We start from the raw sequence: 23222 nt of genomic DNA on the forward strand, positions 1-23222 counted from the left end.
AAGCTCCTGTGGCTTTGACCGCTCCTGCTATCAATGGTTAATTCCTTGGTGTAACACCAATTGAATAATCAGCGAATTGCACTCTCCTTTCCGGGGGGTGCTTTTTGCTTGGTTACTGTCCTTCAACACAGCTTAAGTTGACAACTATCTCTCCCTATCGCCACTCTTAGAAGGAGAGTAAGCCGATCTACCATGGATAATCTCCGTCTGCACCCAGACACCATCCAAGAAATTAAGCAAAGAATAGACATTGTCGAAATTATCGGCGATTATGTCGTGCTGAAGAAAAGGGGACGGGATCACCTTGGTTTGTGTCCTTTCCACGACGAAAAGTCACCGAGTTTTAGCGTCAGTCCAGCCAAGCAAATGTATTATTGTTTTGGCTGTGGGGCTGGAGGCAATGCCTTTAATTTCTTAATGGAACTGGGTAAACGTTCCTTTACAGATGTGGCTTTAGATTTGGCTCGCCGCTATCAAGTACAAATCCAAACCCTAGAGCCGGAGCAAAAACAAGAATTACAGAGGCAACTATCTCTGCGGGAACAACTTTATGAAATTATGGCGGTGGCAGCCGGTTTTTATCACCATACTCTTTTTCAGCCCCAGGGACAGGATGCTCTAACTTATTTACGCCAAAAACGTTTTTTATCTTCTACTACAATCCAAGAATTTCAGTTGGGTTATGCCCCAGCGAGTTGGGAAACTCTTTATCGTTACTTAGTGGAGCAAAAACGTTATCCGGTGGCGGCGGTGGAACAGGCCGGTTTAATTAAGGCTCGCCAATCTGGCACCGGGCATTACGATCAATTCCGCCATCGTTTAATGATTCCCATTCGCGATGTCCAAGGTAGAGCCATTGCTTTTGGTAGTAGAACTTTAGGCAATGATGAACCTAAATATCTCAATTCTCCAGAAACCCCCTTATTTCATAAAAGCAAGACTTTGTTTGGTTTAGACCAGGCTAAAACTGTTATTCAAAAAGTAGATGAAGCAATTTTAGTGGAGGGCTATTTTGATGTTATTGCCCTGCATGAAAGTGGTATTAAGCAAACGGTGGCGGCCTTGGGCACAGCCTTAAGTCGAGACCAGGTGCAAAGTTTGATGCGTTTTAGTCAATCAAAGCAAATTATTTTTAATTTTGATGCGGATAAGGCGGGCATTAATGCCACCCAACGGGCTATTCAGGAAATTGAGCCTTTGGTTTATAGCGGTCAAGTTAATTTACGCATTTTGAATTTACCAGCGGGGAAAGATGCTGATGAATTTATCCATAGTAGTCCTGAAAATAAAGAAATTTACCAAACTTTAGTCAAGCAGGCTCCCCTCTGGGTAGATTGGCAAATTCAGCAATTGCTTAAGCAAAAAAATCTTAAAGATCCTCTTGATTTTGAGCAGGTGGCCCGGGGCATGGTAGAAATTTTAAAACGTTTAACGGACCAAAATAAACGGGCTTACTACCTACAGTTGTGCGGAGAAATTTTGAGCCAAGGAGACAGTCGTTTAATTAGTTTGCAAGTTAATAATCTTTCCAGTCAGCTCACCTATGGCGATCACCCTGGACAAAATGGGTCTAGGAGATGGCAGGCTAAGGATCCCACTAGTAGTTTGCTAGAGAAGGCAGAAGCTCTATTGTTAAAAATTTACCTCCACTGTCCCCAGGAACGGTCAACTATTGACCAAATACTGACGGAAAATGATCTTTTATTTAGCTTTGCTCACCATCGTTTACTGTGGCAAAAAATTGACCAGGTGCGGGAACATTTTAATTTGGACTCCGACCCCGATAACCAGTTGTCCCTGCTAGTGCAATTAGCCTATCTGGAGCAGGAGGGAGATTTTAACCCCGTCGAGTCCCTGTTTCAACTGACGGAAACCAGCGCCGAAGAACTGTTTCGGGCTAATCTGCGAATCCCAGAGGCGATCGCCATTATGGAAAAAGTTCCTTGGGAAAATTATCAAAAGCATTGCTTTGGTAAACTACAGCAGTTGGATCCCCGCACCCAGGCAGAAGATTTTCGTTATTATCAACAGCAATGGCAAAAGGCCAGGCAAGAAATTCAACGGCTGGAGAATCAACGGCTGAACCAACCGGTCAATTGAGGGGGAGGTATTACCTACATTTGCCCTAGGGAGAAACGGCAATTTTTCCCGCATCCCAGTTTTATACAGCGGGATCTAATCTGACCAAGAGGAGGAGCAAATTCTCTACGGTCTAGCCATTCGGGAAAAAATGGCCACAAACCTCCAAAATAAAGACCTTGAGGCAAAATTAGGGCAAGAAATAACCAAACTTTATTTTTTGTTACAAAAATCGTGTTCCATGTTACAATTTTTTATATAGAAATCAAGGACTGCGCGAGTTGGGAAACCGCCACTGAGATTTCCTCAAGCAACAACAACATTTGGTGGAGTCAGGGAGAGTTTCTCTGACTCTTTTTGGTTAACAGGTAACTGCCTTAATTTTTTTCTAGTTGTTCCTGTTTATCGTGCAAATTTTGCTTGGATTGTACCAGGGGTAAGCGATTGGGGGCATCGACCATCATCTCGTCAAATTTTTCTACCAGTTCCCCCGGATAGGTTTCCAAAATGCGGGTGGAAAGGGAAATACGATTTTTATACTCGTCAATTTCCTGGACATAGACACTGATGGCTTGGCCAAACGTGAACAGGGTATTGAGAGAATCGACCCTAGTACCACTGACTTGGCTGACATGGAGTAGCCCCGTTACCCCTTCAATTTCTACAAACACGCCATAGGGCTGGATTTTGGCCACTTTGCCTTCGTAGATATTGCCCGCCGCAATTTTGCCCATGGATTCAGCCTGTTGAATGCGACGCTGGGTCAAGACCAATTTATTGTTATCCTGGTTAGCCTCAAGGATATGGGCTTTCAGCACTTGCCCCACCAGGGCCTCCATATTGTCTTTGTGCATGAGGTGCGACCGGGGAATGAAACCGCGCAATCCTTCCACATCCCCGACGACACCGCCCTTATTGGTGCCAGTGACAACCATTTCTAGGGTTTTGCCACTCTCCTCCAACTCTGCCAAATTTTCCCAAGATTGCTGAATTTGCAACTGACGCCGGGAAAGTCTTACTTGCCCTTCATCATTTTGCTCACTGGTGACAAGGAAATCCCAGGCACTGTCGAGGGGGAAACTTTCCTCAATCTCTGCGTGGGGCCTTAATCCTAATTCCTGCAGAGGGACAAAGCCAGGGGATTTACCTCCAAAATCCACATAAACTCCCTCGTTAGCGTGCTGGCAGACTTTGCCATGGACGGTTTGGCCTTTTTCAGCATGGTAATCGTGTTTGTCTAGGGCTTTGGCAAATTCGTCAAGGGAAAAGGCTGCACTGTTGGGGGAAGAAGGCATACGAGGACAGATTGAAAAATCAGTTTGAATGCCTTATTCTAGCAGGATTGCTTGGGACTTTCGTGACGAGCTAGTTCTAGTTTGGGACTACCCTTGCCTGGGTGAGATCAGTTTTTTGCCTTTACCTTTACCACTGTCGTTGGCTTGCTAATGAGCGCTCTTTCTTCCCATAGTCAAGCATTATCTGTGCTTCGTACTACCCCGATCAATTTCAACCATTGGTATGTGGTGGCCCAGGCGGGGGAATTGGGCCAGGGACCGCTGGGAGTTATTCTTTGGGAAAAGCCGATCGCCATTTATCGGGATCAAGAAGGCCAGGTGCGGGCAGTGGAGGATCGTTGTCCCCATCGTCAGGTGAAATTGAGTGAAGGGAAGGTGTTAGGCAACAATTTAGAATGTGCTTACCATGGCTGGCAGTTTGATACCCAGGGTCATTGTACGAAGATTCCCTACTTTAGCAAAGCTCAAAAACTTCCCCCTTGTCGTTTGCGCACCTATCCTGTGCAGGAAAAAGATGGGTTTATTTGGCTTTATCCAGGCGATTTAGATTATCTTGCCAACCATGGGCCGGCACCCTTGGCCATACCAGAGTGGCACCATTTAAACTACATTGGTAGCTTTGCCGCCTTTGATTGTCCTGGTCACTTTTCCTATTTGATCGAAAATTTAATGGATATGCACCATGGGCATTTGCATGATAATTACCAGGCTTGGGCCTCCGCTTCCCTACGGCAAATTGAAACTAATGGCGATCGGGTAGTGGTGGACTACGACGCCCAAAGTTATTACAAAATTGATAAAATCTGGTCCATTTCCCAACTATTCTTCCCAGCCCTACGGCGATTGCATCCAGAAAATTTACGCGTGAGCTATATTTATCCCCATTGGTCATCTACGTTAGGGGCAGACTTTAAAATTTACTGCCTATTTTGCCCCGTTTCTCCTAATCAAACCAAAGCCTATTTAGTTCATTTTACTTCCCTAGAAGCTTTTCCTAAACTGCATAAATTACCCATTGCCTTTAGAAGTTTTTTGAAAAATTGGTTATCGGGAACAGCCCGGCCTTTGCTGGAGGGGTTGATTGACCAAGATATTCGCATGATTACCCAGGAACAAGCAGCGTTTGAACAAAATCCCGATCGCCAAAATGTGGAAGTTAACCCAGCCCTAGCTAAGGTACAGCAATTAATTCGTCAACAGGCCTTGGCCTCGGAGAGTGCATGACTTCTTTAATTAGACTAATCGGGGTTAGTACCACGGACTTAACCGGCTCCACCGTTTTACTTAATAATATTTCTCTCCACATTGACCATGGACAAATTATTGGTCTGCAAGGGCGATCGGGGGCAGGTAAAACTACATTGCTACGGCTATTAAATCGACTTCAGGAAATAAGTCAAGGTACTATCTTTTATAATGAAAAAGCTTTAAATAAATACCCAATTCAGCAACTGCGTCAAGAAATAGTTTTAGTGCCCCAGGAGCCAAAACTTTTAGGTATGACAGTGGAAGAAAGCTTAATTTATCCCCTAGAATTACAGAAAGTCAGTAAAACAGAATGTCAACGGCGACGGATTCGAGCCTGTGATATTTGGGAAGTTCCCAGTGATTGGCTAGACCGCAACGAGTTACAGCTTTCTGTGGGGCAAAGGCAATTGGTTACCCTGGTGCGAGCCACCATGTTAAGTCCCCGGATTCTTCTGTTGGATGAACCTACTTCGGCCCTTGATCCGGCCCTAGCTCAAAGGGTTTTGACCCAGCTAAAATTAATAAACCAAGAGAATGGCACCACCATGGTTATGGTTAACCACACACCGGAATATTTAGAAAGTTTTTGTCAACGTATTTTTACCCTTAACCAAGGACAATTGGAACAGGAAATGACTCTCAAAAAAAATTAGCTTGCTTGAAATTTAACCGCCAGTAAAGTAATGTCATCAAACTGTTCCGCTTCCCCCATATGCTCGCCCAGGGAATTTTTGATATTAAGCATTAACTGGTCAACAGAATTAAACTGACTACCTAGGGCTTCTAATAGTTTTTCCTTGCCAAAGAAATTGCCTGCAGGTGATTTAGCTTCCGTTACACCATCGGTATAGGACAACAATAAATCCCCCGGTTCTAAAATTACTGCCCCCGTCTTAAATTCCAAATCCGGCAACATTCCCACTGCTGGCCCAGTAGAAGTTAATTTGGCTTTTAATTGATGGTTAGCGTCAACAATAAAAACTGGTTCGTGACCACCATTAATATAAGATAATTTTCCTGTGCTAGGCTCTAGAATACCAAAGAAAATTGTCGCAAACATACTAGCTTCGCTGTGGTTAAAAGCGACGTAATTATTGATTAATTTAATAGACTCCAATGGTTCAAAATTAACGCCATCCAGCAAATCGTTTAGGTTGATTTTTAGATCTTGGCCGCCAGGTAAATTAAAGGAAGGATTGATTAAACCATCCAGGGCCGCTTGCCCCGAAAAAATACGAATTAAACTGCGAAATAGTCCCATAAATAATGCCGCTCCTACCCCTTTGTCGCAAACGTCTGCCACTACCACCCCCAGGCGATCGCCTGGAAGCTCGAACAAATCATAAAAATCCCCAGCCAGTTGTTGAGCAGGACTAAAGTAAGCGGTAAATTCCCATCCTTTCCTAGTTAATAAATGGGCTGGCAAAAAATTCTTTTGCATTTGCCTACCTTTCTCTAGCTCCTTGGCCATCATTTTTGAAAGGGCTTCCACCTGTTGGGTGTATAATTTTTCTTGATCCCGTAAACGTTTTTTTTCTAAGGAAGAACCAATGCGGGCTTTGAGCAAAACTGGATCAAAAGGCTTGGGCAAAAAGTCCTCTGCTCCCATTTCAATGCAACGAATAATACTTTGAAATTCATCTAAAGCTGAAACAATAATGACCGGAATATGCTGAAATTCTACACTGGTTTTTAAATATTCTAAAAACTGGTCTCCATTAGTCTCTGGCATTAGCAAATCCAGCAAGATTAGATCATAACTCTGACTTTCGAGGAGGTTCAATGCTTCCTTCGCACTTAAACAAGTGGTAACTGTATGACCTTTACGGGTTAAGTGCTGAAAAAATAAATCTAAATTGCTAGGACTATCATCCACCACTAAAATTTTTCCCGTTAGCAGTTCCCTTCCCTCAATACTATTAGTTTTGATGCTACCCAAAATTATTTCGTTGGTAGTTGAGGAAGATGCAGAGGTTAATTGAGGAGATAAATCGGCTTCGTGAACAGGATTTAATGACTCTAAAAAATTAGTGAAAATCGATTCAATATTATTCACTAATCCCTGTAAGCGCAAGGCCGCCAATTCTATTTTTTTAATGTCTTCAGTAAGGCCGAGTTGATTGACACATTCCTCTGCTTTGAGTAAATTATTACAGGAAAGAATAATTTTAGTAATAGAAGAATTAGTGCTATGGGGAATAGTGGAAAAAAGCTTATGAAAATCCGACTTCTCTTCTCCGTCAGAATGCTTAACAAATAAGTTGATAGCTTCAAGTAATTTTTGTGCCTCTACTAGTAATGCATCTAATTCTTCTGCTAGGGGGGAGTTGGCATCCGTGAGCTCTTCTTGAACCATTTCTCCGTAGCCAACAATTGCATTAATGGGAGTTCTGAGTTCATGACGAATGAAAGCAGTAGCGCTTTCTATATCAACTGACTTAACTGAATGATTCATCATCTACCAAAGAAATTATGGTTAATCAAACTAGTTTTACAGACTGTTTTAGTTTTTGCCAATGATTAAGCGATTATCAAAATTTATCGAAACCCTTAAATATTGTACCTGAGCTTTTTAACAAAAATTAATTAAATTTGACTTAATTATTGTTAAGTTAAGCTATAATCTCTTTTGAATTACCTCAGCTCCTAATAATAAATTTTTCTGTAAAAACTATTGATAAATGGCTCGACCAGAAAGATAAAAGCCAACAATATTTTAATTAATTAATGCCTCTATTTTTTGCAATAGGCGCTTAATTTCAATCGGCTTGGTATCATAGTCGTCACAGCCGGCGGCGATCGCCCTCTCTCGATCACTAGCCATGGCATGGGCGGTTAGGGCAATGATGGGAATGTGAGCCCCATCAGGATGACTTTTAATTTGCTTAGTAGCAGTCCAGCCATCCATAACCGGCAAACTCATGTCCATGAGGATAAGTTGGGGAGACTCTGAGATAGCCATGGTCACTGCCTGTTCACCGTCAACAGCCATTACTACTTCATATCCCTTACGCCCCAAACGACGGGATAGCATGTCACGATTCATTTCATTGTCTTCAACCAGGAGAATCTTAGTCATAGATTCAATACTGAACAGTTGTTAGAATTATAGCAATAGCTGTCCTGTTTTATCCCCAACTAAATTGTTAATCTTTGCCACAAAGTTTATCTAAACAAAAAATGTTCCCTCACTAATTCAATCTTCGGGTGACAGCTTGGTGTTATTTCCATCAAAATCTTCAATAATTGTATATTAGTGATTTTTAACCATGGTCTCAATTATCAAGTCAGTACGAAGAAGTCTGTTGCTGAAATTCGTGCTTTCCTATTTTTGTCTTTCCAGCGTGGTAGTGGCATCAATTTTTTTAGTTGCCAACTATAGGGCAGTTAAGGGCATAGAGAATCAAACATTCCAACGTTTAACTATTTCTAATAATCTGAAGGAATATCAACTAGAGCAATGGATGGAAAGTCAGAAAGATATACTCTTTCTGCTGAGCGAAATTAATAGCATTCAAATGGGAATTGAAATGCTTAGAAATATAACCAACGACGGTTCTGACTATAAGGCCGCCCAGCAAATTTTAATTGACGAGTTGCAAGAAATTAATCTTTTTCTTCCCCATGTTGAAACTATTAACATTCTCAACACTGGTGGTATTGTAGTGGCCTCTACTGACTTAGCTGAAATCGGTGTCTACAAAGGTATTGGAAATCAGACCACTTATTTTGCCAATATTAATTCTGATTTTAAAACTGTACCAAATTTCTATTTTTCTAAAGTTTATAATCGTCCCAGTATGACTTTTGCTACTAGCATAAAGCATGATCTAACGAAGGAAAGAATTGGTTATTTGAGTATAGATATAAATTTGAATGCTGTTGATGACTTAATTCGTAAGCGCACGGGATTAGGAGATACGGGAGAAACATTTTTGGTTGGAGAAATAAATAATCAAGTTTCGTTTATTGCGGCAGATGAAAATAAAAATTCGACGGCCAATGCCCCCAAGCCAAATTTTAATACCCTAGGAATAAATTCGGTGATGGCCGGCAATAGTGGTCAAGGCACCTATGTTAATTACGCCGGCACGCCCGTGTTGGGAGTGTACCAGTGGATAGATAAATATAATTTAGCTTTAATTACTGAAATTAGTGAAGTGGAAGCCTTGGAGTCGGCTCGAAGATTTACCCGCATGTTAGTTTTGGTGGGATTGGTGAGCACGGCTTTACTTTTAATTGCGGTTTATCTACTATCTATCAAAATAACCAGACCAATTTTGCTAATTACCAAAGCTGCCACCGATATATCTTCTGGCGATCGGGGAGCTAGGGCCCCGGTGTTGGGAGAAGATGAATTGGGCATTCTAGCCAAGTCCTTTAATATGATGACTAATGAGTTGCGAGAATCCTATTTCAGTTTACAGAAAAAAAATCAAGAATTGGAGTTAACCCAAAAACAGTTAGCGGTGGCTAATTCTTGTTTAGAAGAAAAAGTTCAACAAAGAACTGAGGAATTAGAAAATACGGTTAAAGCTTTGGAATTGGCCAGTTCCGAAGCCGAGGCTGCCAATGCCACAAAAAGTATTTTTCTCGCTAATATGAGCCATGAATTGAGGACTCCCCTGAACGCGATCATTGGTTATAGTGAAATGTTAATTGAGGAAGCTGAAGATTTAGAATCAGAGGAATTGGTACCAGATTTAGACAAAATTTTGCGTTCTGGGAAGGCTTTGTTGACTTTAATCAATGATTTGCTAGACATCTCCAAGATTGAAGCAGGAAAAATGGACCTCTATCTGGAAACTTTTAATCTCAATGAACTAATCGCAGGTATTCTTGATACTATTAATCCTTTGATCAAAAACAATAACAATAAATTAGAAGTGGAAATTTCTCTGGAATCGGCAGAAATGTATGGAGATTTGGTAAAAGTACGGCAAGGGGTGTTAAACCTGCTCAGTAATGCCAGCAAATTCACCAAAGAAGGGGTTATCAGCTTCACAGTCAAAGAATTTAAAGTAGGCGAAAAGGATTGGCTTTCTTTTCAAGTCAAAGATACGGGAATTGGCATGACTGAAGAACAAATGTCGAAATTGTTTCAGCCCTTCACCCAGGCAGACTCTTCCACTACCCGTAAATATGGTGGCACTGGCCTAGGTTTGGCTATTACCCGTAAATTTTGTCAGATGATGGGGGGAGATATTTATCTAACTAGTGAAATGGGAGTTGGTTCTACTTTTACTATCAAATTACCCAAACATGTCCAGTTAAATTCTGTCCAAAATGATTGATTTTCATCATTTTTTTGATCACGTTTAAAATTTGTTCATGACTATGGTGATAGGGGGAGGAAATTTTCCTTGCCAATGTTGCGGTCGGTTTGCTAGTATCCAATCCAATTACCTTATTACCTTGGGATCTGCCCAGAGCACCAAAGGACTTTATGCCAGCTGGAGAAAAATATTAATGGTTAGTTCGGGGTCAAAATGGTGACTGCTAAAAATTCTAATAGAAAGGGGTCTGGTAGCCATAATGGCAAAAAATCCCCCCGCAAAGGTAGATTCCAGGGCGGTAAATGGTTATTAACGGGTTTCGCTCTAACGGCGATCGCCTTGGTGTCAGCAGGGGCTGGTTCTTTGTTGGCCATGTATTCAACTCCTTTGGGTCAGAGCAGACTTACGCCAGAGCAGGCGGCGGTATTTGGTCAGAAAAAGGCAGTTTCCTACAAGAATCTGAATATTCCCCAACTTAGTCGCCCCATTAATGTGTTGGTGCTGGGCACCAAGGTGTTAACTTCTGAAGAGCCCGACCCCAGTCAGCCTAACCCCGGTTACCATGCGTTGGTCAATTCAGTGGAAGGCCTCACCGATACGATGGTGTTGATTCGCCTTGATCCGAAGGAAAAATCCCTGGTGGTGCTATCCATTCCCCGGGATACCAGGGTGGAAATTCCCGGCTACAACGGAGCTCGGAAAATCAATCAGGCCAATGCCTTGGGAGGGCCAGCCCTGGCGGCTATGACGGTGACGGATTTACTTGGGGATGTGCCCATCGACCGTTATATCCGGGTCAATGTACAGGCGGTGGAAAAATTAATTGATGCCCTGGGGGGAGTAGACGTATATGTACCCCGGGACATGAAATACCAGGATGATAGTCAGCGTTTGTATATCAATCTCAAGGAGGGACAACAGCGTTTAGACGGGGAAAAGGCTCTACAAATGTTGCGATTCCGCCACGATGCCCTGGGGGATATTGGCCGCATTCAAAGACAGCAAATAGTTATGCGGGCGGTGGTAGAACAAGCCCTCAAACCCCAAACTATTCTGAGGATACCGGACATTGTCAAAATTCTGCAGTCCAACATTGACACTAATCTCAATATGGAGGAGTTAGTGGCGATCACCGGTTTTTCGGCCCAAATTCCCAGGGAAGACGTCAAAATGTTGATGTTGCCAGGGGATTTTAATGGCACCGGCCGCACTAGCATTAGTTATTGGTTACCCCACCAGCGCAAAATCCAGGAAATGACGGAGGAGTATTTTGGCGCCATGGCCTCCAGTTCTTGGTTGTGGGATATGGAAATGGAGCCAGATTTAACTACCCTCGACCCCTATGCTGTGCGCATTGCCATCCAGGACAGTACCGATCGCCCCCAGGCAGTGGAGGCTTTGGTAAAAGAGTTGGAAACTGCTGGCTACAGCCGCATCAACGTAGTCAGTGCCCTTTCCCAGCCCTTACAAACCACCAGGGTAATTGCCCAACAAGGCGATCATTTGGGGGCCAGGCAAGTGCGTAATAGTATTGGTCTGGGGGAAGTTTTAGTGGATAGCAATGGTTATCTAATCTCCGACGTAACCATCCAAATCGGCGCTGATTGGCAATAGGAAATTCCGGCGACATATTTTTGTTAAAATTCAGTCACAATCAGTTTGTGCACAATTCACCATAAAATCCTGCTTAATTTAGGAGAACCACATTAAATGTTAAAAAAATTGTTTGGCGCTAAAAAAGAATTTTACGTCCAGCTAGATGAAAATCAAGCTCCGGCCAAGGTAGAAGAAGCCGACGTGGCGATCGTGAAATCGGAGGTAGCTCCGGTGGAAACCCCAGCCCCCACCCCTTCGAAAAAAACTTCCATTAAGAAAAAGTCCGCTGCCAAAGCCGAGGCTCCAGTGGAAACTCCTGCCCCAGTGGCTCCGGCTCCTAAGGCCAAAGTTGATCCCAGCCAAGTGGCGTTTGCCAGTGGTGACCCCATTCCCCAAAATGTAGCCCGTCGTGCCCCTGGCCCCAGTTTGAATCGTTTCAAGGAAATGGCTCGCCAAGTTAAGGTTAAACGCTAAAAAATCCAATAATTTACCGTTTTATAGTCAATTAGGCTAAGTTCGGAGCGACAGCGGCTGACAAAATGCTTGTGTATAAGCAATTAAAGTCTACGAAAGCAGACCTGTCTTAATTAAATTTGGCACAATCTTGGCCCAGCCATTTGGGGGATAGGATCCCTCTCCACTGCTTGTGAGAATGATCACAGGCAGTTTTTTGTTTTTCAGATTCGGAATTGGTTGCTGAGAGTTCAATTGGTAGACCTTAGCATTTCTTTATAAAACCTTGCAATCCAGGCCAGGCAATAATTTTTCCCCTTTGGAAACTATGGGGTCGCAATGGAAACTGTCTTGTCAGGGGTCGGAAGATTGGACAGGATAAAAAGCAACATCGAACTTTTTTTTGGGCTTTTCAGTTGCCTAAACCCAGTTAAATTCCTTGGCTTTAAACCTTAACCTTTAACATTTTCCTATTCATCACCGATGGTATCCACCCCCCTGCCTACCCAGCTAGAAACCATTCGCCCCGGCATCAAAGCTCCAGTGAAGGAAACTCTCCTCACCCCCCGCTTCTACACCACCGATTTTGATAAAGTCGCCAATATGGTGTTGAACCTCCAGGATGAAGAAATTGAAGCGGCGTTGGAGGAATTACGAGCTGATTACAATCGTCACCACTTTGTCCGTAATGATGATTTTAAGCGTAGTTTTGACCACATTGACGGAGCCACTCGTTTAGCGTTTATCGACTTTTTAGAACGGTCTTGTACCTCGGAGTTTTCTGGTTTTCTTCTGTTTAAAGAATTGTCCCGCCGTCTTAAGGGTCGCAGTCCCAAGCTGGCAGAGGCTTTTCATCTTCTAGCTAGGGATGAGGCACGCCATGCCGGTTTTATTAACAAAGCTATGGCAGATTTTGGACTTTCCCTCGATTTGCGTTATTTAACGCAAAAAAGAACCTATACTTTCTTTCCGCCGGAGTGGGTAATTTACACGGTTTATTTATCAGAAAAAATTGGTTACTGGCGTTATATTTTGATGTTTCGCCATTTAGAAAAAAATCCAGACCACAATATTTATCCCCTATTTAATTATTTTGAATGTTGGTGTCAGGATGAAAATCGCCACGGAGACTTTTTCAAAGCTTTACTCCGCTCCCAAACAGCTCTGTGGAAAACTTGGCAATCTCGACTTTGGTCCCGCTTTTTCTTACTAACAGTATTTGTCACCCATACCCTAACGGTATTTGAACGGGGCGATTTTTATGAATCCGTTGGTCTAAACGCTAGGCAATATAACGTTGATGTGGTTAAAAACACCAACGAGACGGCGGCCCGGGCCTTTCCAGAAGTGTTGGACACGGATAATCCTAAATTTTTCCCCCGCCTAGAAGCCTGTGCCAGTGCTAACGAAAAACTAACGGCGATCGCCAACGGGAAAGCTCCGAAACTGGTCAAATTTTGTCAAAAAATGCCGTGGATTGCTGTGATTGTCTGGCAAATGCTCTGCATCTTTCTGCAAAAGCCAGTGGACGCAGAAGCCCGTCGGGGTGTGGTGTGCTAGTTTAATCGCTTTTTAACTTACTCCAATTGTTTACTAATTACTGCTAATTTCCTTTGGTAAAAACCATGACTAACCTTGCGCAAAAACTCCGCTACGGTACCCAACAATCCCACACTTTGGCAGAAAATACTGCCTACATGAAATGCTTTTTAAAAGGCATTGTGGAGCGGGAACCTTTTCGGCAATTATTAGCCAATTTATATTATGTTTACAGCACCTTAGAAACAGCCCTGAGGGAGCATCGGGACAATCAAATTATTAGTGCGATTTATTTTCCCGAATTAAACCGCACTGATAAATTAGCCAAAGATTTAGCCTACTATTACGGTGCCAATTGGCAACAAGAAATTCAACCTACCCCCTGCGGTAAAATTTATGTTGATCGCCTGAAAACCTTAGCCGAAAGTGATCCTGCATTGCTCATTGCCCATTGTTACACTCGCTATCTGGGGGATTTATCCGGTGGCCAGAGCTTGAAAAATATTATCCGTTCTGCGTTGCAATTGCCGGAGGGAGAGGGCACTGCCATGTACGAATTTGACAGTTTGCCTACCCCAGGCGATCGCCGTCAATTTAAGGAAATTTACCGAGATGTGCTGAATAGTTTGCCCTTAGATGAAGCCACCATGAACCGCATTGTTGAAGAAGCCAATTACGCTTTCTCCCTTAATCGGGACGTGATGCACGATCTAGAAAATTTAATCCGAAAGGCGATCGGTGAGCACACGTTTGACTTGTTAACCCGTCAGGATCGCCCTGGTAGCACAGAAGCTCGGAGTAACAGTGGTCATCCTGTCGCTCTCATGGTGGGGGAATAGATTAAACGGGGAAATTGAGAGAGTGTTTACTTTAGCTTAAATACTCTCTTTGACAATTTTTTCTAGACAAAAAATCAAATTCGCGTTGTATTAGCAATATATTTGTTGTTGCTTAAATTTTCAACTCAATATTTGGTTGATTTAAGAAAATTGGCAAAATAATTTCCCCAGGGTTAGAGCCAAGAGAAAACATTTTAAATACCTCGATAAAAATCCATTTAAATAATCCCGATAACATCCAAAATTTATGACTACCACCTTTCCTGCTGTTGAATTTAGTGCTGAATTATTAAACAAATATAATCAGGGTATTCCCCGCTACACCAGCTATCCTCCGGCTACAGAGCTAAGCCCCGCATTTGATCCTAGTGATTTTCGGGCGGCGATCAACTTGGGCAACTACAAAAAAACACCCTTATCTCTCTATTGTCACATTCCTTTCTGTGCGAAGGCTTGTTACTTTTGCGGTTGTAATACCATCATCACCCAACACAAACCAGCGGTGGAGCCCTATCTGAAAGCGGTTGCTAAACAAATTGCCCTGGTGGCTCCTTTAGTTGACCGACAAAGGCCCGTGCAGCAACTCCACTGGGGCGGTGGCACCCCTAATTATTTGACCCTAGGACAGGCGGAATTTTTATTCAATACCATCACTGATGCCTTTCCATTGGCAAAAAATGCGGAAGTTTCCATTGAAGTTAACCCCTGTTACGTTGATAAGGATTATATTTTCGCCCTACGCCAACTAGGTTTTAATCGCATTAGTTTTGGTATCCAAGATTTCAATCCCCAAGTTCAGGAAGCAGTCAATCGTATTCAGCCGGAAGCAATGTTATTCCAAGTCATGGACTGGATTCGGGAAGCTAATTTTGAGAGCGTTAATGTGGATTTAATTTATGGTTTGCCCTATCAAACCTTGGGCACATTTCGGGAAACTTTACATAAAACAGCCCTACTTAACCCAGACCGCATTGCTGTATTTAATTTTGCCTATGTGCCTTGGCTCAAGCCAGTACAGAAAAAAATGCCGGAAGCGGCCCTCCCCCCAGCGGCAGAAAAGTTAAAAATTATGCAAGCTACCATTGCTGACCTCACCGATCAGGGTTACGTTTTCATTGGCATGGATCACTTTGCCAAACCTGATGACGAGTTGGCGATCGCCCAACAGCAAGGAAAATTACATCGTAACTTCCAGGGTTATACTACCCAACCAGAGTCCGATTTGCTCGGCTTTGGCATTACTTCCATCAGTATGTTGCAGGATGTCTATGCTCAAAATCATAAAACGTTAAAAGCTTTTTATAATGCCCTAGATCAAGAAGCAATGCCCATAGAAAAAGGCTTTAAACTGAGCCAAGATGATTTGGTTCGTCGCACTGTCATTAAAGAATTAATGTGCCAATTTAAGTTGTCTGCCCAGGAGTTAGAGGACAAGTATAATTTAGGCTTTGACTGTGATTTTAATGACTATTTTGCCAAGGAACTAGCTGCTCTGGATGCTCTGGAAGCGGATGGTTTGCTCAGTAGGTTGGGGGATGGCTTAGAAGTTACCCCCCGGGGGAGGATTTTAATTCGTAATATTGCTGCTGTGTTTGATGCCTACCTACAAAATAATTCACAACAACAGATGTTTTCTCGGGCAATTTAAGGACATTTTTTCATTGGGTAAGCTATAATCGAGCCAGCTAGAAGAACTAGCAGATAGACATTTAATTCGCCTCCTTATTTACCTCCGCTGCTCCATCCATTTCTTCTTGGACTTGGAAAAAACGGGGGTAAATTTTTTCAGAAAAGAAGAGAGTACCAGCCGTTACACAAAATGGAATGGTGACGAGATTAACTAGGGGAATACTTACCCAAACTAGGCTGGCTAGGGCAAACCCAGCGCTGAGGGGTAAACATTGAAAAATTATTAATAGTTTACGACGAAATTTGAGGCGACGACGTTCTAAAGGGGGATCAAAAAAATCGATGCAAGTTAATAAAGATGTAGAACTAATCCCTACAATGGTGGCTACGGGGGTACCAAAGGCGGGTATCAAGTTAGAAGCAAAACCCACAGCAGTGAAAATGATTAGTAAGACTAATTTTTTTAGCTCAAAGGCTAGGGCTCGCTTGACTTCTTGTAGCACTCCCACTTCTTGCACTGTTAACTTATCTAGCAGTTTTTTTTCTAATTCTTCTGATAATCTGCCGTACCAGGGAGAGCCCAGTAGTCCTCCCAGTTGGGAGAGTAAAAAACCTGCAATGATGAGCAGTAAAAGCCGCACTAACCAGATATAAAGAAAAAAGATAACTTGCAATATTGGTAAAATGTAGGGCACGATCTGGGGAATACGTTGCTCTAAAATTTCTACCCATTGCTGGGCGTAACTACGGAGAATATCGACGCTGTCATTACCAAAGTTTAGTAACTGCCAGTAAAGCAATATGCCCAAGCTAATATTAATAATTAAAGGAATAATAATATAAATAGCTAATTCGGGAGATTGACGTAAAATTTTAAATGTACGTAGTGGGTAGGCAAGACCTTTAAAAAATTCCATAACTATTCATCAATTAATGATTATAAAGCTTAGTATTCTATAAAAAAATTAGATGGGATTACTAACCTGATTTTTCATAATCGTGGCCAGGATTTTAGTCTTTTTTTACCCCATCCAGTGCCGCCAGTAGCGCCTTCGCTTTTTGTAGCGACTCCAGCCATTCTTTGGTGGGATCACTATCGGCCACAATGCCGGCTCCCACTTGTCCTATCACTTTCCCAGGAGTAAATAGAAGGGTACGAATGAGAATATTTAAATCTAAGTTACCCCGTTGATCCCAATAGCCACAGGAACCATAAAATAAACTGCGACGCACTGGTTCTAATTCTTCGATAACTTCTAAACAACGCACTTTGGGACAGCCGGTAATAGTACCACCGGGAAACAAAGCTTTGACCAAACCTACCCCCGTTTTGCCCGGTTGCAAAATGCCCCGCACATTGCTGACCAAATGGGAGACATGGCTATAGCGTTCGATCGCCAATAACTCATCTACTTCTACCGTTCCCCAGGTGCAGACCCGGCCGAGGTCGTTCCGTTCCAAATCCACCAACATGATATGTTCTGCCAACTCTTTGGTGTTGACTAGTAATTCCTGTAATAATTGTTCATCTTCCGCCAAATTTTTGCCCCTTGCCCTAGTACCAGCAATGGGTCTAGTTTGGGCCACATTGCCTTCTAACTTAACCAATCTTTCTGGTGAACAACTCACCACATCTCCCCACGGCGATCGCCAATAACTAGCGAAGGGAGAAGGATTAATTGCTTGTAATCGCCGATAAATTTGCCAACTGTTAAGCTGGGCATCACTCTGGGCAATGAAACGTAAGGTTAGGTTGGCCTGAAAAATATCCCCTGCCTTAATGTATTGTTGGGCTTGGTTGACCATGGTTTCATACTGATCTTGGTCAGTGGTATAGGTCAAATTTAAGGGGGGAACTTGGGGCGATGCAATGGGGTTAATACTTTTTGATAATCGGGTTTGAAAAACTTTAGCTTGGGCTTGATTGGTAGTGGCTAGCCACAATAGTTGTTCCCGATGGTCTAAGACTGCAAAATCTTCAGGTTCGTACCAATAGGCCACGGGAAAAGGCAAATGATCCGGGCGCAGGTAAGGTAAAGTTTCAATCGCCCAAGCGGTGTCATAACCTAACCACCCCAACCAGCCGCCGTGGAAAGGTAAATGGTCCGGTACAGTTTTGGGCGCACCACCACACCGGGGTAGCTGATGTAAGAAGCTAAAAATTTGCCCAGGGCTAGGAGTCCATAATTTCCCAGGGCGAGGCTCACCAGCACAGATGGAATAACGGCCTAAATGGGGATAGTCCGGCGACGGCGGATAGGGACTTTCCAGTAGGGTGGCGATGGATTGATGGCCAAATAATTGACTAAAAACTTCGCTGCCAGTGCGACCTTGTAACGGCAAATAACACCAATGCCAGGGTTGGGGTTCCATTAGGCCATGCCTCCCCACACGATCCGAGCCCCCCAAAATACAACCAAAGTTCCCAGCACCAACCAATCTTCCCTGACGATGCGTAATTGATGCCACTGCACTTGATGCTCATTGGGCGTGGTGAAGCCCCGCACTTCCATGGCGATCGCCATTTGTTCTGCCCGCAGTAAAAGATTTTCGAGTAATCTTTCCACTACTAAAATCCAAATTTGGGCGCTTCGTTTAATGCCTAATTTTTTCCAGTTAATCGCCCTGGTGCGAATGGATCGGAATAGGTTTTGAATTTCTTCCATCACCAAGGGGATAAACCGCAAAGCTAGGGTCAAAATTAAGGTGATTTCCGTAATGGGCAATTTAAAGCGCCGCAGGGGAGTCATTAATTCCTCTAGTCCAGCGGTAATTTCCTCTGGGGCAGTGGTGAGCAAATATAAATTAGTGCTATAAACCAGGGTAAAAATCAAAGTGCTGATACGAATCCCCAATTCTAGGGAGCGGCGAGTAACTATTAATTTGCCCCATTCAAATAAAACATACTGGTAGGGGGTAGGGGGCACCACAATTTCACTAGTAGGCGATCGGGGTTGTTCCAACACAGTGAAACCGTCCGGACTAAAGGTAGTTAACAGGAAAATTAGGCCGGAAAAAAATACAAGTAAGCCCATTTGTTGCTTCCACACCCGCCAGGGAATACGGACTGCAAAGGTTAATAGAATTAGAAAAACGACAATGCCAAGGCGCCAAACGGCGTTGGCCAACACTGGGGCTAACAAAAAACTCATTAGCCAAGCTAGTTTTACCCTGGGATCAAGGCGGTGCAACCAAGTCACCGGATTTTCCAAATATAAGCCGATGGGTAAAGACCGCATCAAATCCATAGCAAGGCCTGCCCTACAACAATTGGTTCCCTAGCATTTTGCCACAATCCCATCAGCCGGGGTTTTTCCCTGTTCCCCTAGCGCCCCGACTCAAACTGCGGGCGATGGCAGTTAACTGGCCACAGGCTCGTAGGGATCCTTTGATTAAATGACTGGCGGCCAGGGGACGGCGCAGTAAGGCTTTGGCCAGAGAGAGGGGTTGCAAGGCCCCTTGAGCGGTAAAAACGCCGCTGAGATCTGGTAAATCCTGGGCCATGGTGTCGCTCACCACCCGTAAAATAGCCACGGGAATTTCGGCCGTTGCTCCAAAGGCCAACACCGCTATATTTTCCATGTCCACCACTTGGGCACCGGATTTTTGCCCCAACAGTTGTTTTTCTGCCCCACTACAAACCACCTGGCCCACGGTAATGCCTTTCACCAGCGGAATCTGCCAATGGGGCTCCAACAAATGATTAATTCGCTCCATCAAATGGCGATCGCCAACGTATTCTGGCTGCCGACCATGTCCCCCATGGCCCCAATATTGACACTGCTCTACCCAGACAGCCTGGCCAATGCCGTAATCAGCGGATAAACTCCCCGTTACCCCCATCACCAATAAACCTTGAGGCTTTTCTGTTTCCGCCCAAGTCTGGGCCAGGCTTTCTAAGAAAGATTGCACCGCTGTGGCCCCCACTGGCATAGCCTGCAAATGTATGTGGTTGTTTTTCCCTAAACCTTTGGCGATCGCCTGGGATTCAGTGCCTTGGGGAGCAAGAATCCACCAAGGGTGGGAGGGGGGATTGAGATCGGCTGGAATCATGTGTTAGTGTTAACTCTTGCAAATAATTCTTATTTAAAGTACCGTTTAGATACTCGCTTTAGATAGTTCAGATCTGAGTTTTAAACGGGATCAGCGTTCCCACCATTGTTGCCGCGTTTCTGCCCCTGCTTCCTATGACAGTCGCCCAATCCTCTCCCGTCGTCTGCTTTTCCACCGAAGAATCCGTTTTAACGGTACAGGACGTAGGCAAAAGCTTTCGGGGGCAATCCACTCCAGTACTCCAGAAAATCAGCTTTAATCTGGCACCGGGGGAAATTCTGGGATTATTGGGACCATCGGGCTGTGGCAAGACGACTTTGTTGAGAATTATTGCAGGCTTTGAACCCCCCACCAGTGGCACCGTTCATTTGGAGGGGGATTGTGTTTCTGGGGAACATGGGCTTACTCCCCCAGAACAGCGACAAACGGGTATGGTCTTTCAGGATTACGCCTTGTTTCCTCACCTTACCATTGCCGATAATATCGCCTTTGGTCTACGCCATAAATCCCAAAAGTTGAACCGTCAACAAATCCAAGGTCGGATAGGGGAGGTGCTCCATTTAGTGGGATTAACGGGGCTGGAAAAACGCTATCCCCACGAACTGTCCGGTGGTCAACAACAGCGCATTGCCCTGGCCCGGGCCCTGGCCCCCAAACCGAACCTGATTTTGTTGGACGAACCCCTCAGCAATCTAGACGTACAGGTGCGCCAAAGGCTACGGCACGAAATTCGCCATATCCTCAAAGCCACTGGCACTGCCGCTATTTTTGTCACTCATGACCAGGAAGAAGCCATGGCCATTTCCGATCGCATTGGTGTGATGTATCGGGGTAATTTGGAGCAAATTGGCAGCCCAGAGGAGATTTATCGATCGCCGGCTTCCCGTTTTGTAGCGGAATTTGTTACCCAAGCCAATTTTGTGCCGGCCCAGCGCCAGGGGGAATTGTGGGCTACGGAGTTTGGCCAATGGCCTTTAACTTTCCAAGGCATTCAGCCGGAATTGCCTTCAGCGGGGGAACTGATGTTAAGGGAAGAAGAAATTGCCCTGAGCCCTGCTAGTGATGGCCCGGTGGTCATCCGCGATCGCCAATTTTTGGGACGGGAATATCGCTACTGCCTGGAAACCGCCGCCGGTCGTCAAATCCATGCCCGTACTTCTTTGCAAACGGTAATTCCGGTGGGCAGTAGGGTAAATTTAACTCCTACCAATCCCTGCCCCCCTCTATTTGCCCAGGTCTAAGGCAATTTGATGGTATTAGTCAGTTAACGGTCTAGAATGGGCGGTGTTGTGGCCCCACCATTGCCGTGAGTGAATCTCCCTTAACGATTGTCATTGTTGATGAGGATCCTGTCTTTCGCCTGGGATTGATTACCGTTCTGGGAAGGGAGACCGATGTGCAGGTGCTGGGGGAGGGGGACGCCCTCGATAATCTCCGGCAACAGCTAGAAACTCTGGCCCCCAGTGTTTTACTAATTGATCCCCAGTTTCCCCGTCGTTCCCAATCTGGCTGGCCCCTGCTACGGCAATTAAGCTCTGCCTATCCCCAGGTCAAAATTTGTTTGCTCACAGCTAGTTTGGAATACGATCAACTGCTGGCGGCCAAAACCCAGGGTGTTGCAGCTTACTTCCCCAAAGGAACGGCGATCGCCGACCTGGTAACGGGCTTAAAACAAGTCCATGGCGGCCAAACCTGCTGGCCTAGTTTGCAAACTGTCAACGCGCCCCCCTTGAGTTTGTGGGAAAGGTTGATCTGGCCTCTGTTCCGGGACGGACTAGGGCAAATCGAACAAGGGCTCCAACAAGTCCAGGTGAGTTTACAAGTACCATCCCTATCGGACTTTGACCGAATATTTTGGCAGGGCAGACAAAGGGAACTTAAATTTGCCCAGTGGTTAGTGCAGCATTTATTGCCCCATCGTCTCAAAACCTGGCGTAAAGCTACTAATGTTCTGACTGCCACCCCCACCGCCTTACCAACCCCAACCCCTAGTCCCCGCCGCTCTGGAGTTAGGGCCATTACCCTCCGTCCCCCTGGTAACCTCAGTGCCCTGGGGCAAATTCTCCAACAAATGTCCCTGCAGGTGGAAAATCTCACCCCTATCCCCCTGGAGTTGGACATCCTCCAGCCCCTCAAACGTCAGGAACTCCTTTCCCTGGGACAACAACAACTGGAAACCACCATCAACGAACTCCAAGCCCTACGGATTACCCCAGCCCAGCTACCGGAAAACTGTCTATCCATTGTGGGGGAAATGTGGCGGTCTTTAAGTTTGACTTTTTTTGGTAAATACTGTCAGCCCAAAAGCGAGTTTAGCCTTGAGCAAATTCAGTCTTTATTAGAAGTCTATCAACCAATTATTTGTCGGGAGAAATTAATTAAAATTCCCTTTGTGGTGCCCCTTTTTCACCATCTTCTGTTTGCCGATCCCTTGGTGGTAAATCAAAAAGCATACCCTTTAGGATCTCCCGAAGCAAAGCAGTATAGCGATCTATATGCCCAGAATCTAGTTATTCAATTGGCTAACAGCACCATGGTTTTTATTTTGAACTATTTTGCTGACCACGAAGCCATTAAACTTGCCCTTTATGAACATTCCATGCTTTCTTCGCGGCAGGTGGCTCGGTTCCGTAATGATCTAGCTTGGTATTATCAATTTAGTCGTTACTGGATCAACCCCAAACAAATTTTTGAAAGTCAACATACCCTGTTGTATCTCACCCCCGCCGGGATTGTGGCCACCCAGGTTTATGCTCCCCGGCAACAGGAATTGGCTCAACTACGGGCAGTGCCTTGCTTTGTCACCATTGTCTTAGAATGTCGCGATGCCCTTTCTCCCCGGGTTAGATCGGTAATTGAGTTTTTGGGCAATGGTGTGGTGTTCCTACTCACCCAGGTAGTCGGCCGGGCGATCGGTCTAGTGGGGAAAGGCATTATCCAGGGCATTGGCAACACCTGGCAGGACAGCCGCAATCAACAAAAGCGCTCTAACTGATCCTGGTCAACCAGGGTTTTCTTCGATAGGGCAGTTTAGCTTACTAATGGGACAACCAATTAGGGAAAAATTGATTTTGGCAAAGTTTTGCATGCACTTTATTGTCTTATCCCTCTTCCATCAATCTAGGCAGATGAATGGCAGAATATGTCCCATGAATTGACCAAATATCTTAATCGATCTAGCTCATTAACTTTATTAAAAAGCTTGGTCAACTCAT

Annotated in this window: 18 protein-coding genes; 11 read left to right on the plus strand and 7 right to left on the minus strand. The window is 44.4% G+C overall.

From position 1 onward, the window contains the following. The first annotated feature begins 192 nt into the window (after positions 1 to 192). Positions 193 to 2100, plus strand: coding sequence for a DNA primase (gene dnaG / locus H6G45_RS01775; protein WP_190596034.1), 1908 nt, complete (start codon positions 193 to 195; stop codon positions 2098 to 2100). A 356-nt stretch (positions 2101 to 2456) separates the two neighbouring features. On the opposite strand, the gene H6G45_RS01780 is transcribed toward dnaG, so the two are convergent. Further along, positions 2457 to 3374: a S1 RNA-binding domain-containing protein gene (locus tag H6G45_RS01780; protein WP_190596036.1), complete on the minus strand. Its 918-nt coding sequence runs from the start codon at positions 3372 to 3374 to the stop codon at positions 2457 to 2459. 150 nt (positions 3375 to 3524) lie between these two features. On the opposite strand from H6G45_RS01780, the gene H6G45_RS01785 reads away from it, so the two are divergent. Together H6G45_RS01785 and H6G45_RS01790 are read left to right on the plus strand one after the other, a co-directional pair. Next, the gene (locus H6G45_RS01785; protein ID WP_190596038.1) at positions 3525 to 4598 is read left to right on the plus strand and encodes an aromatic ring-hydroxylating dioxygenase subunit alpha; all 1074 of its coding nucleotides are present in this window, start codon (positions 3525 to 3527) and stop codon (positions 4596 to 4598) included. Next, positions 4595 to 5275 carry an ATP-binding cassette domain-containing protein gene (locus H6G45_RS01790; protein ID WP_190596040.1) on the plus strand — a complete coding sequence of 227 codons (681 nt, stop codon included), beginning with the start codon at positions 4595 to 4597 and terminating at the stop codon, positions 5273 to 5275. Before H6G45_RS01785 ends, H6G45_RS01790 begins: the two co-directional genes overlap by 4 nt. Here the strand turns inward: H6G45_RS01790 and H6G45_RS01795 are convergent. Further along, positions 5272 to 7080 (minus strand): SpoIIE family protein phosphatase, encoded by a 1809-nt coding sequence (locus tag H6G45_RS01795; RefSeq protein ID WP_190596044.1) that lies wholly within the window; start codon positions 7078 to 7080, stop codon positions 5272 to 5274. The two genes, H6G45_RS01790 and H6G45_RS01795, sit on opposite strands and share 4 nt — an antisense overlap. A gap of 258 nt (positions 7081 to 7338) precedes the next feature. After that, positions 7339 to 7710: a response regulator gene (locus tag H6G45_RS01800; RefSeq protein WP_347338234.1), complete on the minus strand. Its 372-nt coding sequence runs from the start codon at positions 7708 to 7710 to the stop codon at positions 7339 to 7341. Positions 7711 to 7891: 181 nt separating this feature from the next. On the opposite strand from H6G45_RS01800, the gene H6G45_RS01805 reads away from it, so the two are divergent. The 6 genes from H6G45_RS01805 to hemN all read left to right on the plus strand — a co-directional run bounded on the left by H6G45_RS01805 (position 7892) and on the right by hemN (position 15973). After that, on the plus strand, positions 7892 to 9916 hold the full coding sequence (locus H6G45_RS01805) for a sensor histidine kinase (RefSeq protein ID WP_190596047.1): 2025 nt from the start codon (positions 7892 to 7894) through the stop codon (positions 9914 to 9916). A gap of 195 nt (positions 9917 to 10111) precedes the next feature. Beyond that, positions 10112 to 11512: an LCP family protein gene (locus tag H6G45_RS01810; RefSeq protein WP_199309522.1), complete on the plus strand. Its 1401-nt coding sequence runs from the start codon at positions 10112 to 10114 to the stop codon at positions 11510 to 11512. Positions 11513 to 11608: 96 nt separating this feature from the next. Next, entirely contained in the window at positions 11609 to 11968 is a 360-nt protein-coding gene (locus H6G45_RS01815) for a hypothetical protein (protein ID WP_190596049.1), read from the plus strand. A 462-nt stretch (positions 11969 to 12430) separates the two neighbouring features. Continuing rightward, positions 12431 to 13507: a magnesium-protoporphyrin IX monomethyl ester (oxidative) cyclase gene (acsF, locus tag H6G45_RS01820; protein WP_190596051.1), complete on the plus strand. Its 1077-nt coding sequence runs from the start codon at positions 12431 to 12433 to the stop codon at positions 13505 to 13507. A 65-nt stretch (positions 13508 to 13572) separates the two neighbouring features. Beyond that, a complete protein-coding gene (locus tag H6G45_RS01825; RefSeq protein WP_190596053.1) occupies positions 13573 to 14325 on the plus strand; it encodes a heme oxygenase (biliverdin-producing) in 753 nt (250 codons plus the stop codon). Positions 14326 to 14572: 247 nt separating this feature from the next. Then, the gene (hemN, locus tag H6G45_RS01830; RefSeq protein ID WP_190596054.1) at positions 14573 to 15973 is read left to right on the plus strand and encodes an oxygen-independent coproporphyrinogen III oxidase; all 1401 of its coding nucleotides are present in this window, start codon (positions 14573 to 14575) and stop codon (positions 15971 to 15973) included. Positions 15974 to 16034: 61 nt separating this feature from the next. Here hemN and H6G45_RS01835 read toward each other — a convergent pair whose 3' ends face one another. From H6G45_RS01835 to H6G45_RS01850, 4 genes are all read right to left on the minus strand, one after another. Beyond that, complete coding sequence (locus H6G45_RS01835) at positions 16035 to 16871, minus strand: EI24 domain-containing protein (protein ID WP_190596056.1); 837 nt, start codon at positions 16869 to 16871, stop codon at positions 16035 to 16037. Between the two features lie 94 nt (positions 16872 to 16965). Further along, positions 16966 to 18423, minus strand: a complete 1458-nt coding sequence (locus tag H6G45_RS01840) for an anthranilate synthase component I (RefSeq protein WP_190596058.1) — start codon at positions 18421 to 18423, stop codon at positions 16966 to 16968. Next, positions 18327 to 19202: a CbiQ family ECF transporter T component gene (locus H6G45_RS01845; RefSeq protein ID WP_190596060.1), complete on the minus strand. Its 876-nt coding sequence runs from the start codon at positions 19200 to 19202 to the stop codon at positions 18327 to 18329. The genes H6G45_RS01840 and H6G45_RS01845 overlap by 97 nt, the downstream gene beginning before the upstream one ends. A 52-nt stretch (positions 19203 to 19254) precedes the next feature. Then, the gene (locus H6G45_RS01850; RefSeq protein WP_190596061.1) at positions 19255 to 20007 is read right to left on the minus strand and encodes a hypothetical protein; all 753 of its coding nucleotides are present in this window, start codon (positions 20005 to 20007) and stop codon (positions 19255 to 19257) included. A gap of 134 nt (positions 20008 to 20141) precedes the next feature. Between H6G45_RS01850 and H6G45_RS01855 the strand changes: the two genes are divergently transcribed. Further along, positions 20142 to 21248 carry an ABC transporter ATP-binding protein gene (locus H6G45_RS01855; protein ID WP_190596063.1) on the plus strand — a complete coding sequence of 369 codons (1107 nt, stop codon included), beginning with the start codon at positions 20142 to 20144 and terminating at the stop codon, positions 21246 to 21248. A gap of 65 nt (positions 21249 to 21313) precedes the next feature. Beyond that, entirely contained in the window at positions 21314 to 23002 is a 1689-nt protein-coding gene (locus H6G45_RS01860) for a DUF3685 domain-containing protein (protein WP_190596065.1), read from the plus strand. The last annotated feature ends 220 nt before the right edge of the window (positions 23003 to 23222 follow it).

It is taken from the genome of Synechocystis sp. FACHB-383 (assembly GCF_014698605.1).
GTDB lineage: Bacteria > Cyanobacteriota > Cyanobacteriia > Cyanobacteriales > Microcystaceae > Synechocystis > Synechocystis salina.

Excerpts from the sequence above, each read along its gene's own strand:
- dnaG (WP_190596034.1), top strand. The coding sequence starts at position 193 with ATGGATAATCTCCGTCTGCACCCAGACACCATCCAAGAAATTAAGCAA.
- H6G45_RS01780 (WP_190596036.1), bottom strand. The coding sequence starts at position 3,374 with ATGCCTTCTTCCCCCAACAGTGCAGCCTTTTCCCTTGACGAATTTGCC.
- H6G45_RS01785 (WP_190596038.1), top strand. The coding sequence starts at position 3,525 with ATGAGCGCTCTTTCTTCCCATAGTCAAGCATTATCTGTGCTTCGTACT.
- H6G45_RS01790 (WP_190596040.1), top strand. The coding sequence starts at position 4,595 with ATGACTTCTTTAATTAGACTAATCGGGGTTAGTACCACGGACTTAACC.
- H6G45_RS01795 (WP_190596044.1), bottom strand. The coding sequence starts at position 7,080 with ATGATGAATCATTCAGTTAAGTCAGTTGATATAGAAAGCGCTACTGCT.
- H6G45_RS01805 (WP_190596047.1), top strand. The coding sequence starts at position 7,892 with ATGGTCTCAATTATCAAGTCAGTACGAAGAAGTCTGTTGCTGAAATTC.
- H6G45_RS01810 (WP_199309522.1), top strand. The coding sequence starts at position 10,112 with ATGGTGACTGCTAAAAATTCTAATAGAAAGGGGTCTGGTAGCCATAAT.
- H6G45_RS01815 (WP_190596049.1), top strand. The coding sequence starts at position 11,609 with ATGTTAAAAAAATTGTTTGGCGCTAAAAAAGAATTTTACGTCCAGCTA.
- acsF (WP_190596051.1), top strand. The coding sequence starts at position 12,431 with ATGGTATCCACCCCCCTGCCTACCCAGCTAGAAACCATTCGCCCCGGC.
- H6G45_RS01825 (WP_190596053.1), top strand. The coding sequence starts at position 13,573 with ATGACTAACCTTGCGCAAAAACTCCGCTACGGTACCCAACAATCCCAC.
- hemN (WP_190596054.1), top strand. The coding sequence starts at position 14,573 with ATGACTACCACCTTTCCTGCTGTTGAATTTAGTGCTGAATTATTAAAC.
- H6G45_RS01835 (WP_190596056.1), bottom strand. The coding sequence starts at position 16,871 with ATGGAATTTTTTAAAGGTCTTGCCTACCCACTACGTACATTTAAAATT.
- H6G45_RS01845 (WP_190596060.1), bottom strand. The coding sequence starts at position 19,202 with ATGGATTTGATGCGGTCTTTACCCATCGGCTTATATTTGGAAAATCCG.
- H6G45_RS01850 (WP_190596061.1), bottom strand. The coding sequence starts at position 20,007 with ATGATTCCAGCCGATCTCAATCCCCCCTCCCACCCTTGGTGGATTCTT.
- H6G45_RS01855 (WP_190596063.1), top strand. The coding sequence starts at position 20,142 with ATGACAGTCGCCCAATCCTCTCCCGTCGTCTGCTTTTCCACCGAAGAA.